Raw genomic sequence first — 17,268 nt, 5'->3', positions numbered from 1 at the left:
GCTATCCCCATGCCTTATAGGACATAGATCAGCGCAAAAAAATTGTGCCTAGTGTAACGATTCTAAGGGTTAAATGACATAGATATTGTGGGGACAAAACCACATGTAGAAAGGGATTTTTTTAAGATAAGAACTGTATTGATACCAGTTTTATTCATATTTGCCTTATAAACGTGCATTTTATGAGCACTTTTAAATATTGTTAATATAACTTTACAAAGCAGACACTAAACGCCACAACTCTAGTTGAACCTCTCCACATTGTTGGAAAAAATTTTTGTTACATTTGCCGACATCGAAATAACTTACCTATAACGTTCATTTTGGACATGGAGTTAACTATGAAACTGAATGCATTATTACTCAGCGCAACAATGGCGGCTGCATCAATGTTTACTGTTACTGCTCATGCAGACAACTCTACTCGTATTGCGGCAACATCCGCATTAGGTAGCGTAGCAGGTACTGCAATTGGTAAACAGATGGGCGGCAATACCGGTGCAATGATTGGCTCTGCTATCGGGGGTGCGGGTGGTGCGGCAGTTTCTGCAGACCGACGTAATCGTACTGGTGCTGCTATCGGTGGTGGTCTAGGCGGTGTTGGTGGTTATGCCGTAGGTAAAAATGTCGGTGGTTCTACTGGTGGCTATATCGGCTCTGCACTAGGTGCTGCAGGTGGTTCGGTACTGGGTAAAAAAGTTTCAGAAGACCGTCGTGCGGATCAACGCAAATACAAGAAACATTCTAAAAGATATTATCGTAGCCATCGTTAATAGATGATGCTAAGACAGAACAAAAAAGTACCTGAAGGTGCTTTTTTGATTTTTTATCATAATGATCCGTTATTAATTATGGATAAATCTGAAAGATAAAAATACAAATGATAAACAACTCACCCATGATCATTTCTACATCTTTCATTACATTTAACTCAAGATATAACAAAAGCTTCCAAAAGGAGTTTGCCATGAAATTTAATTCCATCATTCTTGCTGCTGTAGTGACTTCATCTGCTTTAACCATGACTACAGCCAATGCAGGCAATACAACAAATACAGCCTTAACTTCTGCTCTGGGCGGTGTTGTAGGTGCCGCCGTGGGTAAACAGATGGGTGGTACCACAGGTGCAATGATTGGTTCAGCGATTGGTGCTGGAGCCGGTGCCGGTGTTGCTTCCAACAAACGTGACCGTACTGGTGCCGTGATCGGTAGTGCTCTGGGCGGTGCTGGTGGCTATACCGTAGGTAAAAATATGGGGGGTACTAGTGGCGGTTATATCGGTGCCGGATTAGGTGCTGCAGGTGGTTCGGTACTGGGTAAAAAAGTAAGCGAAGACCGTCGCTACGATGACCGTGATGAACGTCGCTATGATCGTGATGAGCGTCGTTATGATGACCGCTATGATCGCCGTTATAACAGTTATCGTTACAGTGACCGCCACGACAATGGTCGTCATTTAGGTTGGTACAAAAACGGTAAACGTTAATTCATCGCAATACAAATTGCCTTAAAGCACCTTCGGGTGCTTTTTTATGCTTGCTACAAGCCAAATCACAAGCATCGCCCATATATCGAAAAAAAACGATATACAAGTTCAAGTAGGCAGCGTATGCTTTTCTTAGCCCTGATATTAGAGAAAACCAATGCGTTCTTTAAAAGATACCCAATTTTCAATTCTGGACCTAGTTCCTGTTCGTGAAAATAAAAGCATTCTATCTTCATTACATCATGCACTTACTTTGGCTCAACATGCCGAAAAATTAGGTTATAAACGCTTATGGCTCGCTGAGCATCACAATATGTCCGGCATCGCCAGTTCAGCAACTGCTGTTCTCTTAAGTTATTTATTGGCAAATACTCGAACTTTAAAAGTCGGCTCAGGCGGCATCATGCTACCGAACCATGCCCCTTTAATAGTTGCAGAGCAATTTGGTACTTTGGCAACACTCTATCCAAACCGTATTGAACTTGGTCTTGGTCGTGCACCGGGTACGGATCAAAATACAATGCGTGCACTGCGTCGTGGCCGTCAGGAAACTGAAGATCAATTCCCACAAGATGTACTGGAAATTCTGCAATACTTTAAAGATCCACTACCACAGCAACGCATTGTGGCAACTCCAGGTCAAAGTACCCATGTTCCGGTCTGGTTACTCGGTTCAAGTTTGTTTAGCGCACAACTAGCCGCAAAGTTGGGTCTACCCTATTCATTTGCCTCCCATTTTGCACCGCGAATGCTCGATCAGGCGATCAAGCTATATAGAGAGAACTTTGAACCCTCGGAATACCTGGATCGGCCTTATGTTTCAATGGGTGTTCCAACGGTAATCGCTCAGACAGATGAAGAAGCGCAATATTTAGCAACATCACCATATCAGCGTATTATTTCAATGTTCCGCAACCAACGCGGCAAGTTGAAACCACCAATCGAAAATATTGATGAAATCTGGTCACCTGCAGAAAAAATGTCGGTTGACAGTTTCTATGCCATGGCACAAATTGGCTCACCTGAAACGGTTAAAGCTGGTTTAGAAAACCTGTTAGAAAACTATAATGTCGATGAATTTATCTTTACCTGTGATATCTATGACACAGATAAACGTCTTGAAAACTTTGAATTATTGATGAATATCAAAAACGCTTAATCCTTTTAAAATCGTAAATAGCATCTGCTTGAGGTGCTATTTTTTTATCACAACTGCCCCATTCAGTTCATCATCTGATCTATTTTTAGCAATAAGACTGGATAACATTTACGAACTTGTGTTCGAGGCATCTCTCTATAAAGAATAATCCATTTTAAGGATACAACCCGACCAGAAACCATATTAATTAAATTATAAATATCAAATATTTAAATAAATTATTTCAACAAATAAACACACTAGACAATTAACAAAAATGCTCATCTCACTTTAAGTACTTAAGCAAATTACATTGTCCGGCTTTTTCATACACTTGTCATTAAACCATGATTTTAGAGGTGTACATAATGGCTTCAACAGACCTAAAAAAATGGTTTCATATTCCTGCCGATGCAATGATGGCGATGACTGACAAGATTCCAGAAAAATCTTTACCCAAAGTTCCATCTTGGATATACCTAGGAAGTACAGAACAAACTGCAACAAAAGTAAAAATAAAAAAGGATATAAAAATGGTCAACAAGAAAAAGAATCCACTGGATGGATTCTTTCAAAATTCACCCGATTTTTTCCAGAAATTTCAGGGGAAAATCGTCGCTTCTGAAGACATTAACAACTTTGATTTCACTAATTTAAATGTGGCTATTGTTGGGGGCAACCAGATGACAGTTATGCATCTGGAACAGATATGCAATACCGCAAAATTTGTAAAAGTATTTCAAATTACACCACTTTTTATTTTACCTCAAACTGAAAAAGGCATTCACAAACTGCTTTCGCATCCTTTGATTATCAAGAATCGTCGTTTATTTAACACCCGCGTCAAATCATTACTGGCTATTCGCTATCTGGATTCCCAAGTTCAAGATACCTGGTTAAAACGCCAGCTAATGCCCAATTCGGCATCTGGGAATAAGGTTTTTCTCAAATCGGATCGTTATTACACTGCGCTGCAACAGGATAACTGCAAGCTGATTACCTGGCCTGTGGTAAAAATTACTGAAAATGCAGTACAAAGCATGGAAGGTGTTGAACATTTAGTAGATGTCATTATTACTACCTATTGATGTTTCAACATAAAAACAGACATATCAGCCGCTCTTATGCATTTTATTTTACTATGCCAATATATTGATAATAATGTTTAGCCTTTTGATAACGCAAATAATTAGAAGTTAATTCACCTGATGGCTTAATGACTAAAATATCGATGTTTTTAAGATTTTTGGAAACACGAATATAGTGCCGATTCATATCAAAAGGCTGGATATTTTCTGGATAATAATGACAATCATAACTGACATCAATATGGTTCCGTACTTTCGTTCCGATTTTAAATACCTCGACAGCTTGATATTTCGAATTTCTAATTTGCGCTGCCTGAATAGCATAGGTCCCTACACAACTGCTGCCAATATAGGTACTTGAAATAAAATAAGTGGGTGCTTTATTCAGCTCAGTTTGCTGAATGGATCGTATAAATCCTCCATCATTCACCGCCTGAGTAACAACTTTATTGCCCTGTTTAAATTGCACATAAGATTCGAATTCCCGCATCGTACCGCCAGCTGAAATATCAAATGTATAAAATTTCAGCTTTTGATCAGGGCTATAATGTATAGAAATCATGTTTTTGCTGGCTAGATTTTTAAAATTATAGTGGAAACTTTGTGGATGACTCTGAATAAAATCGACTACTTTTACAGCCACCTCCTGATTAACACCCTCACTCTCATAAATGTCTGCTAAACGCCTTTGATCATATTGTTTGATCATTTGGGTTTCAAAATCAGCCACAGATTGTGCAAAAACATGCGCATTTATCAGACTAAACCAAGCAAAAACAAGAGTTATTTTATTTATTTTTAATACTTTATTCATATAATTACGCTCTATATTTTCGATTATAGAAATGGAGTTAAATCTGAATTTAACTCCATTTTTAAATTAGCCAATACGACGTTTTAAACCTGTCATCTGTAAAACACGGGTTGAAATTTCCTCAATCGACATTTCAGAAACATTCAGATATTTAATGCCTTCTGAAATATAAATGCCTTCTACGGCACGCAGTTCCATTTGGCATTGATTAAAACTTGCATAACGGCTATTGGCTTTACGTTCGCTACGAATCGCTACAAGTCGTTCAGCATCAATCATTAAGCCAAATAGCTTATGCTTGTGTGCCTTTAACACCGCAGGTAAACGGTTGTCATCCAGGTCTTCTTCGGTCAGCGGATAGTTCGCCACACGAATTCCAAACTGTAATGAAAGATAAATTGAAGTCGGTGTTTTACCGGAACGGGAAACCCCAATCAGGATCAGATCGGCTTTGTCATAATGACGTGTGCGTGCGCCATCATCGTTATCTAGGGCAAAATGCACTGCATCAATACGTGCTTTATATGACTCAGAATCGGTTACAGCATGGGTTTGTCCGACTAAAGTTGTAGGCGCAGTACCTAAAACCTCAGACAATTTACCAATAAGACCTTCAAAAACATCAAGATTTACTGCGTTTGCAGTATTGATAATATCACGCACATACGGGTCTACCAAGGTATCAAACACCAAAGGTTGTTGCCCATCTTGATCGGCACGCTGGTTGATTTCAGCTACCACATTCATCGCAGCTTCTTCGGAACTGATATAAGGAATAATATGAATGTCAAAATCTACATGAGGAAACTGTGCTAACAGTGAGTGTCCAAGGGTTTCAGCAGTAATTGCAGTCCCATCGGAGATAAAAAACACACTGCGTTTAATCTGTTTACCTTCTGACATTAAAATTCTCCTTAAATATTTGTCTAAGTGCTGTAAAATCTTTATAGTAAACCGATCTTACATGACTGTCGCCGAGTAAATCAAAAAGCTGGGCGATTTGTTATAATTTCATGCCAAGATAGTGATTAATACTGCATAAGTGGAGTAACAACTTTGGAAGCGCGCGTAATTGGTCTAGAAAAATTAGGGAAACACGACGTTGAACTCGTTGGTGGGAAAAACTCATCACTGGGTGAAATGATCAGCCATTTGTCTAATGCTGGTGTATCAGTACCGGGTGGTTTTGCAACCACAGCTGCTGCGTATCGTGAATTTCTCGAGCAAAGTGGCCTAAACGCTAAAATCAACGCCGAGCTTGCAGCGCTTAATGTTGATGACGTAAAAGCTCTAGCAGAAACTGGCGCAAAAATCCGTCAATGGATTGTCGAAACTCCGCTTACAGCAGAACTTGAAAAGGAAATTCGCGAATCTTTCGCTGCTCTTTCAAACGGCAACCCTGACATCGCGGTTGCCGTTCGTTCATCTGCAACAGCAGAAGACTTGCCAGATGCATCATTTGCAGGACAACAAGAAACTTTCCTGAACATCCGTGGCATCGACAACGTTCTTGTAGCCATTAAGGAAGTATTTGCTTCACTTTACAACGATCGCGCAATTTCTTACCGTGTACACCAAAACTTTGCTCACGACATCGTAGCGTTGTCGGCTGGCGTGCAACGTATGGTCCGCTCTGAAACTGGTGCTGCTGGTGTAATGTTCACACTGGATACAGAATCTGGTTTCCGTGATGCAGTATTTATTACCGCTTCTTATGGCTTGGGTGAAATGGTCGTTCAAGGTGCTGTTAACCCTGACGAATTTTATATTTCTAAACCACTTCTTAAAAATGGCAAGCATTCTATCCTGCGTCGCAACTTGGGCTCTAAACACCAAAAAATGATTTATGGTGAAGAAGGTGCAGCAGGTAAATCTGTCGTTGTCGTCGACGTTGAAAAACAAGAGCGTCAACAATTTGCCTTAAATGATCATGAGCTGCAAGAACTTGCAAAACAAGCCTTGATCATTGAAGAACATTACGGTGCCCCAATGGACATCGAATGGGCCAAAGATGGTGATGACGGTCAGCTTTATATCGTTCAGGCACGTCCAGAAACCGTAAAAAGCCGTGAAAATGTCGGCACCATGGAACGCTACCTGCTTAAACAAAAAGGTACTGTGGTTTGTGAAGGCCGTTCAATTGGTCAACGTATCGGTTCTGGTAAAGTCCGCATCGTCACTTCGATTAAAGAAATGGATAAAGTACAAGACGGTGACGTACTCGTATCTGACATGACTGACCCGGATTGGGAACCAGTGATGAAACGTGCTGCTGCTATTGTCACCAACCGTGGTGGCCGTACCTGTCACGCTGCCATCATTGCACGTGAACTTGGTGTTCCAGCGATTGTAGGTTGTGGTAACGCAACCGAAGTTCTGACCGATGGTCAAGAAGTAACTGTTTCTTGTGCTGAAGGTGACACAGGCTTTATCTATGAAGGTGCTTTAGATTTCGAAGTTCAACGTAACTCTATCGAATCTATGCCTGCGCTTCCATTTAAAGTCATGATGAACGTAGGTAACCCTGACCGTGCATTTGACTTCGCACAAATTCCAAACGCAGGTATTGGTCTGGCACGTCTTGAATTCATCATCAACCGTATGATTGGCGTGCATCCTAAAGCATTACTCAACATTGACAGCCTTCCACGCGAAACTCGCGCTGCTGTAATGGCACGTACTGCAGGTTACGCTTCTCCAATCGAGTTCTATGTAGAGAAACTGGTTGAAGGTATTTCTACCCTTGCTGCTGCATTCGCTGACAAACTAGTGATCGTGCGTATGTCTGACTTTAAGTCAAACGAATATGCCAACCTGATCGGTGGTAAGTTATACGAACCAGAAGAAGAAAACCCAATGCTTGGTTTCCGTGGTGCAAGCCGCTACGTTTCTGACAACTTCCGTGACTGCTTCGAACTTGAATGCCGTGCATTGAAAAAAGTTCGTGACGAAATGGGCTTAACCAACATTCAAATCATGATTCCATTCGTACGTACAGTAAACGAAGCGAAACGTGTCATTGAATTATTGGCATTGAATGGTCTGAAACGTGGCGAGAATGGTCTGAAAGTGATCATGATGTGTGAATTACCAACCAACGCATTGTTAGCTGAACAGTTCCTTGAGCACTTCGATGGTTTCTCTATCGGTTCTAACGACCTGACTCAGTTAACGCTTGGTTTAGACCGTGACTCTGGTATCGTTTCTCACCTGTTTGATGAACGTGACCCAGCGGTTAAAGCACTTCTCTCTATGGCAATCCATGCATGCCGTAAAGCAGGCAAATATGTAGGTATTTGTGGTCAAGGCCCTTCTGATCACCCTGACCTGGCTAAATGGTTGATGGAACAAGGTATTGAGTCTGTTTCTTTAAACCCGGACTCCGTTTTAGACACTTGGTTCTTCCTTGCAGAAGAAAAAGCTCAACAAGCGTAATAAAACATGTTAAAAAAGACCCATTCGTGGGTCTTTTTTTTCTTCTGCGATTTTTTGTATTTTAGATTTATTTTGAGAATTGAGTTTTATGCAAATTTACTTGGCGAGAAATAATCAACAAGCCGGTCCTTACACCTTAGAGCAGCTTAATCAAATGCTCGCTAGCCAACAAGTGCTGCTAACAGATTTGGCCTGGCATCAAGGTATGACCGAATGGAAGGCTTTAGGTGAATTAACCCAAGGTAAACTTGTATATACACCTGAAGGCTATATCGCACCTGCGGCTTTTCCAGAACCTAGCCCTGTACAGAATTCAGCTATTCGTAAAGTTCAGGTGGAAAAAAAAGCAACTGCCCGACAGGAGTTGGCTGCAATTCCAACCCGTATTTTGGCAAAAATCATTGACTTGCTACTCTGGCTACCTGCAGCCGCAATTCCGTCATTTTTCCTAAAACCGGAGCAATTTAACCAGTTATCCGAGATTCAGCAAAAAATGCAATCGGCCGAGACTTCCACTCAAGCCATGCAATTGCAACAGGAATTATTTACCCTTATACCTTCTGAAGCCTGGCAGACCATGTTTATTTACCTCATTATTATGCTAGGTATACAGGCATTTATGTTGGCAAAATCCGGGCAAAGCATCGGTAAAAAACTGACCAAAATTAAAATTGTAGATGCCGATAATGGTGAAAAAGTCAGCCTGATGCGTGCTTTCACTTTACGTAGCTTTATTTTTATCGTTTTAAATTTGCTATTTATGCCATTTATTACAATTATTGATCATGTTTTTGCACTGGGCGAAAAGCGCCAGACCTTACATGATAAGTTAGCCAAAACCAAAGTGGTTAAACAATAAGCATATAATTAGACAGGGATTGTTTTTATATCCCTGTTTTTCCGCAGAATATTGATATTAAAATAAAATTCATATAATAAAAGCTTAATTCCGAGTAAAAAAATCAGTTTTTATAACAGATATTTAAAGCCACTTTACATATAGCTTAGTTTGTCGATATCAGGCATAATGCCCTACAACGTAGCGGTGCCTCATGATTGGGAAGGCTTTACTGTGCTTGGATTTTCTAAGTGAAAAATAAACATTTCCAATCATGCGACACTTTAATCGCTATCCCATATTAAATTAGGGAATGGGACTCTTCACCGAGGTTGTAAAATGAGACAAACAATTTTAGCTGTATTGTCTTTATCTGCGATGGCTGCACTCTTGACTGGGTGTGGTGGTGATTTAGTACTTCTGAACTCCAAAGGTCCAGTTGCTGAAGGTCAATCAAACCTCATGTTGACTGCGATTTACTTAATGCTATTGGTGGTTATTCCATCAGCGATTATGGCATTATGGTTCGGATGGAAATATCGCGCGTCGAATAAAGATGCAGACTATAAACCTACATGGGCACACTCTACTGCAATTGAAATTGTAGTCTGGGGTGTTCCTGTTATTATTATTGGTATTTTAGCTTGGTTAACTTGGTGGGGTTCCCACAAGTATGACCCATACCGTCCGCTAGAATCAGATAAAGCACCTTTAAATGTTCAGGTTATTGCTGAACAGTTTAAATGGATTTTTATCTATCCAGAACAAAACATTGCGACTGTTAACGAAATTCGTTTCCCAGAAAAAACTCCGGTTAGCCTGCGTTTAACTTCTAACTTCACAATGAACTCGTTCTTCATCCCTGCATTGTCTGGTCAGATTTATGCTATGGCGGGTATGCAAACTCACCTGAACTTCTTGGCAAATGAAACCAGTCCTGCTGAAGGCTTCCGCGGTTTCTCTTCTAACTATTCAGGTTATGGTTTCTCGCAAATGCGTTTCCGTGCACACTCTGTGACTGATGCTCAGTTTGCTGAATGGGTTGCTGCAGTTAAAGCGGGTAATGGTAATACCATTAATCCTCAAGCTGTTCAAAAAACAGTTTTAGATCAAGCTGAATTTGCAACCTTACGTGACGGTAACCGCTCTAAGCACCAAATCGAAGCAATCGTTGCGAAAGCGCAAACTCCTGAAGAGAAGGCTGCTGCTGAAGCGTTGAAGCCTTATCCGACTAAGCCACACCCAGTGACTTATTATTCTTCAGTAGAACCTAAACTGTTCGAATCTGTGATTAACAAATACATGAGTAATTACCACGGTGCTGATCACTCGGCAACTGCTGGTCATGAAGCTGCTGCTTCTGAAGCTCATGCAAATGTTGAACATGCGACTGCTTCTGTAGAGGAATAAGACATGAGCTTCTTAGGTAAGTTAGGTCCGGATGCAATCCCTCACGATCCAATCGTGCTGGTGACAGTTGCCATGATGGTCCTAGGCGGTCTTGCACTGTTTGCAGGTATCACCTATTTCAAAAAATGGGGCTATTTGTGGAACGAATGGTTCACATCTGTAGACCATAAAAAAATTGGTATCATGTATATCATTGTGTCGATTGTCATGCTTCTGCGTGGTTTTGCCGATGCGATCATGATGCGTCTTCAACAGTTCCTTGCAAAAGGTGGTGGTGAAGGTTACTTGCACCCAGAACATTACGATCAGATCTTTACTGCGCATGGCGTAATCATGATCTTCTTCGTAGCGATGGGTCTTGTGGTTGGTTTGATGAACATTTCTGTACCACTTCAAATCGGTGCACGTGATGTTGCCTTCCCGCTATTAAACTCTTTAAGCTTCTGGCTATTCGCTGGCGCTGCTGGTCTGGTAATGGCTTCTCTTGCTTTAGGTGAATTCGCTGCAACAGGTTGGATGGCTTATCCTCCTCTATCAGGTATCGAATATTCTCCTGGCGTAGGTGTAGACTACTACATTTGGGCACTGCAGATTTCAGGCTTGGGTACACTTTTAACTGGTGTTAACTTCTTCGTTACCATCATTAAAATGCGCGCGCCTGGCATGACCCTTATGGATATGCCTATTTTTACCTGGACATCTTTAGTTACTGTTGTACTTATCATTGCGACATTCCCAGTATTAACTGCGACTATTGCAATGTTGTCACTTGACCGTTACTTTGACTTCCACTTCTTTACAAATGACTTGGGTGGTAGCCCAATGTTATATGTAAACTTGATCTGGACTTGGGGTCACCCGGAAGTATATATCTTGGTATTACCAGCTTTTGGTATTTACTCGGAAGTTACTGCCGTATTCTGCCGCAAAGCTTTGTTCGGTTACAAATCAATGGTGTACGCTACTGTAGCAATTGGTGTTTTATCACTTGTTGTTTGGGTTCACCACTTCTTTACCATGGGTGCAGGTGCCAACGTTAACGCGTTCTTCGGTATCATGACCATGATTATTGCGATCCCGACTGGTGTGAAAATCTTCTCTTGGTTATTCACCATGTATAAGGGCCGCATTACCTATACAACACCAATGCTTTGGACACTTGGCTTCCTTGTGACTTTCGGTATCGGTGGTTTAACAGGCGTATTGATGGCAGTTCCACCAGCGGACTTCCTAGTACACAACTCTTTATTCCTTATCGCTCACTTCCATAACGTAATTATTGGTGGTGTAGTGTTTGCGATGTTCGCAGGTATCATCTTCTACTGGCCAAAAATGTTTGGCTGGCAGTTAAATGAAGCTTGGGGTAAAGCTGCATTCTGGTTCTGGTTCATCGGTTTCTATTTTGCGTTCATGCCACTTTATATCCTTGGTTTCATGGGTATGACTCGTCGTTTGAATACATTTGACAACCCTGAATGGGATCCATATGTAAATATTGCTTTAGTTGGTGCAGTTCTTATTGCACTGGGTATTGCATGTTTCGTTATGCAAATCGTGGTGGGTTTCTTGCAACGCGAGAAAAACATGGACGTTACTGGCGATATTTGGGATGGCCGTACGCTTGAATGGTCTACTTCTTCTCCAGCGCCGTTCTATAACTTTGCCTATCTTCCAAAGATCAACGGTATTGATACTTTCTGGACTGACAAAGAAAACGGTATTGCATACACTAAACCAACCAAGTATGAAGACATTCATATGCCAACCAACCGTGCGGCTGGTTTTGTTATCGCGATGTTCATTACTGTTATGGGCTTTGCTTTAATCTGGCACATCTGGTGGTTAGTAGCGATTACATTCGTTTCTTCGATCATTAGCTTCATCGTGTCTTCTTTCACCAAGAAAGTGGATTACTATGTTCCAGCTGCTGAAGTTGAACGCATCGAAAACGAACGTTATGCACAACTTGAAAAACACTTGAAGAAGGACTAAGACTATGGCTGAAGTACTTCATCACGATAACCACGGACACGATGAACATCATCATCACGATGATACTGACATCACGGTCTTTGGTTTCTGGTCTTACTTGATGAGTGACTTGATCCTATTCGGTACACTCTTCATCGCGTTTGCTGTATTAAGCAGTCACGTTCCAGTTGGTACTCCAAGTGCACGAGATCTTTTTGGTGAATCTCTCAGTTTCGTATTAACTGAAACATTCGCCCTCTTGATTTCGTCTGTAACGTTCGGCTTTGCTGTTCTTGCTGCCTACAAAAAAGACGTATCTAAAGTTCTTACTTGGCTTGCAATTACTTGGGTATTTGGTGCTTCGTTCATCGGCATGGAATTATATGAGTTCAATCATTTAGTTCATGCAGGTCATGGCCCTAGCACAAGTGCATTCTTATCTTCGTTCTTTACGCTGGTAGGTACACACGGTATTCACGTAACTTCTGGTTTGGTATGGATGATCGTGTTAATGGTTCAAATCAAGAAATATGGTTTGACTCTTCCAAACACTCGTCGTCTTGCATGCTTAAGCTTGTTCTGGCACTTCCTTGACATCGTTTGGATCTGTGTATTCAGCGTAGTTTACTTGATGGGAGTTCTCTAATGAGTCACGATCACAATTCAGCTGGTGCAGCACACGGTAACGTTAAACAATATACAGTTGGCTTTATCCTATCTATCATCCTGACCATCATTCCTTTCGGAATGGTGATGGCTGGTGGTTTTGGCCGTGGTATCTTGATTACCGTGATTGCAATTACTGCAGTTGCTCAGATTCTTGTACAGTTAATTTATTTCCTGCACATGAACTCTTCTTCAGAGCAACGCTGGAACGTTATTGCATTCGTTTATACGATTCTGACCATTGCCATCCTTTTGGTTGGTTCTGTATGGATCATGAACTACCTTCACTACAACATGATGATCTAAACTGGTTGTCATGCTGAAAAAGTATTTATTCCTGACTAAGCCAGGAATTCTCTTTGGTAACTTCGTTACCACTTTGGGTGGCTACTTTGTAGCTGCCCAAGGTTCTGTAGATTTCCTTCTTCTTCTCATTACCCTTCTCGGTACAACTCTGGTTGTAGCATCAGGTTGTGTAGTCAATAACATCATTGACCAAGACATCGACCAAAAGATGCAACGTACGCAAAATCGTGCGATGGTTAAAAAATCAGTTTCCGTTCCTGTTGCTTTGGTTTATTCCCTGGTACTTGGATTCGCTGGTTTTAGCATTTTGTGGTTTTGGGTCAATGAGTACGCTTTTTTATTTGCTGTTATTGGTTTTGTTGTATATGTTGGTTTTTACAGCTTATGGACAAAACGGACAACCATTCACCAAACCATTGTCGGTAGTATTTCCGGTGCGGCTCCACCTGTAATTGGTTATACCGCTGTTGCAAATCAGTTTGACATGGGTGCTTTACTTATTTTTATTGGGTATGCACTTTGGCAAATGCCTCACTCTTGGGCAATTGCAGTTTACCGCTTTGAAGATTACAAAAATGCAGGGATTCCAATTTTACCTGTAGCACGTTCAATTCATCGTACCAAGATTGAGTCACTCATCTACGTTGTATTGTTCTGTATCACCATGAATGGATTATTTGTTTATGGTTATACAAATTGGATTTATGTGGTCGTACTGAACCTTTTGTGTCTGTACTGGGTGTATTTGAGTATTCAGGGCTTTAAAGCTGAAAATGATCAGTTATGGGCAAAGCAATATTTCATGTTCTCTGTCAAATTAATCACTGTCATCAGCCTGTTGTTTAGTTTCACTTCAACAGCCCCACAATTACCCATCATATTTTTTTAAAAGATAGAGTCCTGCTCTATCTTTTAATTAGATATGTCATACACTTTGCACCCTTCTCGTTATACTTTGTTTACTTTCCTTATTTTCAATAACAAACTTTTAGTAAGTAATTTCCTTTTCATCCTTATAATAAGCAAAATTTAGCTCAGCACTATTTTCAGTATTTTTGCTTTTTGCTCTCCTCAAACCTTGTATTTAGCCAGCAAAGGCTCTAAAATTCACGCTTCGCAATTTATGCGACACAACTTTAGTTGTGACTCCTTGCCTCTGCTTGTATTTGCAGAGGCTGTATAAACCGTAAGGAGCTGACAATGCGTCACTACGAAATCGTACTTTTGGTACATCCAGACCAAAGCGATCAAGTTGTGGGTATGGTAGAACGTTACCTAACTCACATCAAAGAAGCTGAAGGTCAAATTCACCGTTTAGAAGATTGGGGCCGTCGTCAATTGGCTTACCCAATTAACAAAATTCACAAAGCTCACTACATTTTAATGAACGTTGAATGTGGTCAAGCTACGCTTAATGAATTAGAAGAATTGTTCCGTTATAACGATGCAATCCTTCGTAATGTTATTATTCGTCGTGAACACGCTATCACTGAAGAGTCTTTACTTGCTAAGAGTGCTGAAGAAAAACGTGCGCGTAAAGCTCAACGTGAAGAAGCACAACAAGCTCAAGACTCTGCTGAAGCATAAGGAGAACATTACATGGCACGTTTTTACCGTCGTCGCAAGTTCTGCCGCTTTACAGCTGAGAACGTTACGTACATCGACTACAAAGATATCGATACTTTGAAACAGTACATCACTGAAAACGGCAAGATTGTTCCTAGCCGTATTACAGGTACTAAAGCTCGTTACCAACGTCAATTGGCGCTTGCTATCAAACAAGCTCGCTACTTAGCGTTGATCCCTTACACTGACAATCATAAGTGAGGTTGAGCTGTGGATATTATCTTATTACAACGCATTAAAAACCTTGGTAAACTAGGCGATAAAGTATCAGTTAAAGCTGGTTACGGCCGTAACTTCCTTATCCCTCAGGGTAAAGCAGTTGCAGCGACTGAAGCGAACACTGCTGCTTTTGAAGCTCGTCGTGCTGAACTTGAGAAAGCTGAAGCTGACGTTTTAGCTGCTGCTCAAGCACGTGCTGACCAATTGAACGAAGTTAACATCGTAATCACTGCTAAAGCTGGTGACGAAGGTAAACTATTCGGTTCTATCGGTACTCGTGACATCGCTGACGCTTTAACTAATGCAGGTCTTGAAGTTGACCGTGCAGAAGTTCGTTTACCAAACGGTGCGCTTCGTCACACTGGTGAATTCAACATCGCAATCCAATTGCATCATGATGTTATTGCTGAAGTTCTCGTTACTATCGTATCTGAGTAATTTCTTGCAAGAAAAAGAGCATGCTTTTGCATGCTCTTTTTTTATCTCTAAAAATAGTCAAAATAGTTGAATTAACCCTTATATAGACCTTGTTCACTTCATTTATTTTGACTGTTTTTAGATACTTAAATAAATGAAATTTTCGATTCGCATTTTTTTTAAGAGCGCGTATCATCTGTTTATACGAAGATAATACCTTTTTTATTCTTCGGCATTTTTTTCAAATTACTCATTTATTGCATTTAAAATTAGGGTTTTATATGTCACAGGCGAATGCCAGCGCTATGCTTAACTCAGTTAAAGTAGATAATAAAGCAAATGAGTCAGGCCAACTTAAAGAGTTTCGTACACCTCCGCATAACTTGGCAATTGAACAAGCTGTTCTTGCCGCGCTGATGACGGTCGCAGAATCTTTTGAGCAAGTCGGTGATGTATTAAGTGAAAACGATTTCTACGCCACACGTCATAAATATATTTTCCGTGCCATTGAAAAATTAGCCCAGGAAAACTCGCCTTATGATGCCGTATTGGTCAATGACTGGCTGATCAAACAGAACCTGCTTGAAGCTGTGGGTGGCGAAGAATACTTAATGCAATTAATGGCAGATTCTCCTTCCAGCTTTTATAACCTGGAAACTTATGCCAATAAAATTAAAGAATTTTCAACATTACGCAGCATGATTAAAGTCAGCTCTGAAATTTTACAGAATGCTTACGACACCAAAGGTCGTAGCGTGAGTGAAATTCTGGATCTAGCTGAAACCAACATCTTCTCGATTGCTGAACAGCATAATAACAATGCCAAGGCCCAAGGCCCAAAACCGATTAATGCGGTAGTCGCCGATGTTTTTGATAAGTTGAATGAACTTTCCCAAATGGAAGGCAACATTACCGGTTTAACATCAGGTTTCGTGGAACTGGATAATAAAACTTCAGGTATGCAGGCTGGTGATTTGATTATTGTGGCTGCACGTCCATCTATGGGTAAAACCACTTTCGCCATGAACTTGGTGGAAAGTGTGCTGTTTAACTGTGACTTGCCTGCCCTGGTTTTCTCTATGGAGATGCCCGCAGATTCGATTGCCATGCGTCTGATTTCTGCTTACGGTAAAGTCCATCAGGGTCATCTGCGTGCCGGTAAACTGGATGGCGATGAATGGTCTAAAGTCACCGGTACCATTTTACAGCTACAGGAAAAACATCTGTACATCGATGATTCTTCTGCCCTGCCTCCGACGGAATTACGTGCCCGTGCCCGTCGTATTGCCAAACAACATGGCGGAAAAATTGGCTGCATCATGGTCGATTATCTTCAGCTCATGAAAGTACCTGGTATGGGTGACAACCGTGTCGGCGAGATTTCAGAAATTTCCCGCAGCTTAAAAGCCTTGGCTAAAGAGATGAACTGTCCTGTCATTGCACTTTCTCAGCTGAACCGCTCACTGGAAAACCGTCCAAATAAACGTCCGGTGATGTCCGACTTACGTGAATCTGGTGCGATCGAGCAGGATGCCGACTTGATCATGTTCATTTACCGTGACGAAGTGTATAACAAGGAATCCAAAGAAGCCGGTACTGCCGAGATTATTATCGGCAAGCAGCGTAACGGACCGATCGGTACGGTTCGTCTAGCTTTTGAAGGTCAATACACGCGCTTTAGCAATCTCTCACCTGAGTTCTACGCTCAATATGATGATGAAGAATAAGATAAAAAAACGAGGTGCTGACCCATTGCTGTCCCACAATTTTTCACAAGAGGAAGCTCATTTGAGCTTCCTCTTGTTTTATGGGTATTTTATCGGGTGAAAATAAAGCTTTTAAAGTTCTTCTTTC

Annotated in this window: 17 protein-coding genes; 15 read left to right on the top strand and 2 right to left on the bottom strand. The window is 41.1% G+C overall.

Annotated elements, in window-relative coordinates; genetic code table 11:
• Positions 1-341: 341 nt before the first annotated feature.
• From ACE01T_RS08305 to ACE01T_RS08290, 4 genes are all read left to right on the top strand, one after another.
• Entirely contained in the window at positions 342-773 is a 432-nt protein-coding gene (locus tag ACE01T_RS08305; RefSeq protein WP_086197280.1) for a hypothetical protein, read from the top strand.
• A 194-nt stretch (positions 774-967) separates the two neighbouring features.
• Positions 968-1,486: a YMGG-like glycine zipper-containing protein gene (locus ACE01T_RS08300; protein ID WP_180082203.1), complete on the top strand. Its 519-nt coding sequence runs from the start codon at positions 968-970 to the stop codon at positions 1,484-1,486.
• 157 nt (positions 1,487-1,643) lie between these two features.
• Positions 1,644-2,645, top strand: a complete 1,002-nt coding sequence (locus ACE01T_RS08295) for an LLM class flavin-dependent oxidoreductase (RefSeq protein ID WP_300045498.1) — start codon at positions 1,644-1,646, stop codon at positions 2,643-2,645.
• 512 nt (positions 2,646-3,157) lie between these two features.
• Complete coding sequence (locus ACE01T_RS08290; RefSeq protein WP_300045526.1) at positions 3,158-3,712, top strand: NAD(P)/FAD-dependent oxidoreductase; 555 nt, start codon at positions 3,158-3,160, stop codon at positions 3,710-3,712.
• Between the two features lie 43 nt (positions 3,713-3,755).
• On the opposite strand, the gene ACE01T_RS08285 is transcribed toward ACE01T_RS08290, so the two are convergent.
• The gene (locus tag ACE01T_RS08285; protein ID WP_180082205.1) at positions 3,756-4,526 is read right to left on the bottom strand and encodes a hypothetical protein; all 771 of its coding nucleotides are present in this window, start codon (positions 4,524-4,526) and stop codon (positions 3,756-3,758) included.
• A 66-nt stretch (positions 4,527-4,592) separates the two neighbouring features.
• A complete protein-coding gene (gene ppsR, locus ACE01T_RS08280; RefSeq protein WP_086197275.1) occupies positions 4,593-5,429 on the bottom strand; it encodes a posphoenolpyruvate synthetase regulatory kinase/phosphorylase PpsR in 837 nt (278 codons plus the stop codon).
• 153 nt (positions 5,430-5,582) lie between these two features.
• Between ppsR and ppsA the strand changes: the two genes are divergently transcribed.
• The 11 genes from ppsA to dnaB all read left to right on the top strand — a co-directional run bounded on the left by ppsA (position 5,583) and on the right by dnaB (position 17,141).
• Positions 5,583-7,961, top strand: coding sequence for a phosphoenolpyruvate synthase (gene ppsA, locus ACE01T_RS08275; protein WP_300045493.1), 2,379 nt, complete (start codon positions 5,583-5,585; stop codon positions 7,959-7,961).
• 88 nt (positions 7,962-8,049) lie between these two features.
• On the top strand, positions 8,050-8,820 hold the full coding sequence (locus ACE01T_RS08270) for an RDD family protein (protein ID WP_131274772.1): 771 nt from the start codon (positions 8,050-8,052) through the stop codon (positions 8,818-8,820).
• 318 nt (positions 8,821-9,138) lie between these two features.
• On the top strand, positions 9,139-10,209 hold the full coding sequence (gene cyoA / locus ACE01T_RS08265) for a ubiquinol oxidase subunit II (RefSeq protein ID WP_180082206.1): 1,071 nt from the start codon (positions 9,139-9,141) through the stop codon (positions 10,207-10,209).
• A gap of 3 nt (positions 10,210-10,212) precedes the next feature.
• Positions 10,213-12,201 (top strand): cytochrome o ubiquinol oxidase subunit I, encoded by a 1,989-nt coding sequence (gene cyoB / locus ACE01T_RS08260; RefSeq protein WP_395519101.1) that lies wholly within the window; start codon positions 10,213-10,215, stop codon positions 12,199-12,201.
• A 4-nt stretch (positions 12,202-12,205) separates the two neighbouring features.
• Positions 12,206-12,826, top strand: a complete 621-nt coding sequence (gene cyoC, locus ACE01T_RS08255) for a cytochrome o ubiquinol oxidase subunit III (protein WP_086197270.1) — start codon at positions 12,206-12,208, stop codon at positions 12,824-12,826.
• Complete coding sequence (locus tag ACE01T_RS08250) at positions 12,826-13,152, top strand: cytochrome o ubiquinol oxidase subunit IV (protein WP_086197269.1); 327 nt, start codon at positions 12,826-12,828, stop codon at positions 13,150-13,152. Before cyoC ends, ACE01T_RS08250 begins: the two co-directional genes overlap by 1 nt.
• 10 nt (positions 13,153-13,162) lie before the next feature.
• Positions 13,163-14,041 (top strand): heme o synthase, encoded by an 879-nt coding sequence (gene cyoE, locus ACE01T_RS08245; RefSeq protein WP_180082208.1) that lies wholly within the window; start codon positions 13,163-13,165, stop codon positions 14,039-14,041.
• 311 nt (positions 14,042-14,352) lie between these two features.
• A complete protein-coding gene (gene rpsF / locus ACE01T_RS08240; RefSeq protein ID WP_086197267.1) occupies positions 14,353-14,739 on the top strand; it encodes a 30S ribosomal protein S6 in 387 nt (128 codons plus the stop codon).
• Between the two features lie 12 nt (positions 14,740-14,751).
• The gene (rpsR, locus tag ACE01T_RS08235) at positions 14,752-14,979 is read left to right on the top strand and encodes a 30S ribosomal protein S18 (protein WP_004719336.1); all 228 of its coding nucleotides are present in this window, start codon (positions 14,752-14,754) and stop codon (positions 14,977-14,979) included.
• A 9-nt stretch (positions 14,980-14,988) separates the two neighbouring features.
• Positions 14,989-15,435 carry a 50S ribosomal protein L9 gene (gene rplI / locus ACE01T_RS08230; protein ID WP_086197266.1) on the top strand — a complete coding sequence of 149 codons (447 nt, stop codon included), beginning with the start codon at positions 14,989-14,991 and terminating at the stop codon, positions 15,433-15,435.
• A gap of 260 nt (positions 15,436-15,695) precedes the next feature.
• Positions 15,696-17,141 carry a replicative DNA helicase gene (dnaB, locus tag ACE01T_RS08225; RefSeq protein ID WP_086197265.1) on the top strand — a complete coding sequence of 482 codons (1,446 nt, stop codon included), beginning with the start codon at positions 15,696-15,698 and terminating at the stop codon, positions 17,139-17,141.
• Positions 17,142-17,268: the final 127 nt, after the last annotated feature.

The organism is Acinetobacter uliginosus (assembly GCF_044130295.1).
GTDB lineage: Bacteria > Pseudomonadota > Gammaproteobacteria > Pseudomonadales > Moraxellaceae > Acinetobacter.
The sequence above is the reverse complement of the archived record's forward strand: the minus strand, read 5'-3'. Positions and strand labels throughout refer to the sequence as shown.

Coding starts and splice junctions, on each gene's coding strand:
- ACE01T_RS08285 (WP_180082205.1), bottom strand. CDS start 4,526: ATGAATAAAGTATTAAAAATAAATAAAATAACTCTTGTTTTTGCTTGG.
- ACE01T_RS08270 (WP_131274772.1), top strand. CDS start 8,050: ATGCAAATTTACTTGGCGAGAAATAATCAACAAGCCGGTCCTTACACC.
- ACE01T_RS08290 (WP_300045526.1), top strand. CDS start 3,158: ATGGTCAACAAGAAAAAGAATCCACTGGATGGATTCTTTCAAAATTCA.
- rpsF (WP_086197267.1), top strand. CDS start 14,353: ATGCGTCACTACGAAATCGTACTTTTGGTACATCCAGACCAAAGCGAT.
- ACE01T_RS08250 (WP_086197269.1), top strand. CDS start 12,826: ATGAGTCACGATCACAATTCAGCTGGTGCAGCACACGGTAACGTTAAA.
- cyoA (WP_180082206.1), top strand. CDS start 9,139: ATGAGACAAACAATTTTAGCTGTATTGTCTTTATCTGCGATGGCTGCA.
- ppsR (WP_086197275.1), bottom strand. CDS start 5,429: ATGTCAGAAGGTAAACAGATTAAACGCAGTGTGTTTTTTATCTCCGAT.
- ACE01T_RS08300 (WP_180082203.1), top strand. CDS start 968: ATGAAATTTAATTCCATCATTCTTGCTGCTGTAGTGACTTCATCTGCT.
- cyoC (WP_086197270.1), top strand. CDS start 12,206: ATGGCTGAAGTACTTCATCACGATAACCACGGACACGATGAACATCAT.
- dnaB (WP_086197265.1), top strand. CDS start 15,696: ATGTCACAGGCGAATGCCAGCGCTATGCTTAACTCAGTTAAAGTAGAT.
- ACE01T_RS08305 (WP_086197280.1), top strand. CDS start 342: ATGAAACTGAATGCATTATTACTCAGCGCAACAATGGCGGCTGCATCA.
- cyoE (WP_180082208.1), top strand. CDS start 13,163: ATGCTGAAAAAGTATTTATTCCTGACTAAGCCAGGAATTCTCTTTGGT.
- cyoB (WP_395519101.1), top strand. CDS start 10,213: ATGAGCTTCTTAGGTAAGTTAGGTCCGGATGCAATCCCTCACGATCCA.
- ACE01T_RS08295 (WP_300045498.1), top strand. CDS start 1,644: ATGCGTTCTTTAAAAGATACCCAATTTTCAATTCTGGACCTAGTTCCT.
- rpsR (WP_004719336.1), top strand. CDS start 14,752: ATGGCACGTTTTTACCGTCGTCGCAAGTTCTGCCGCTTTACAGCTGAG.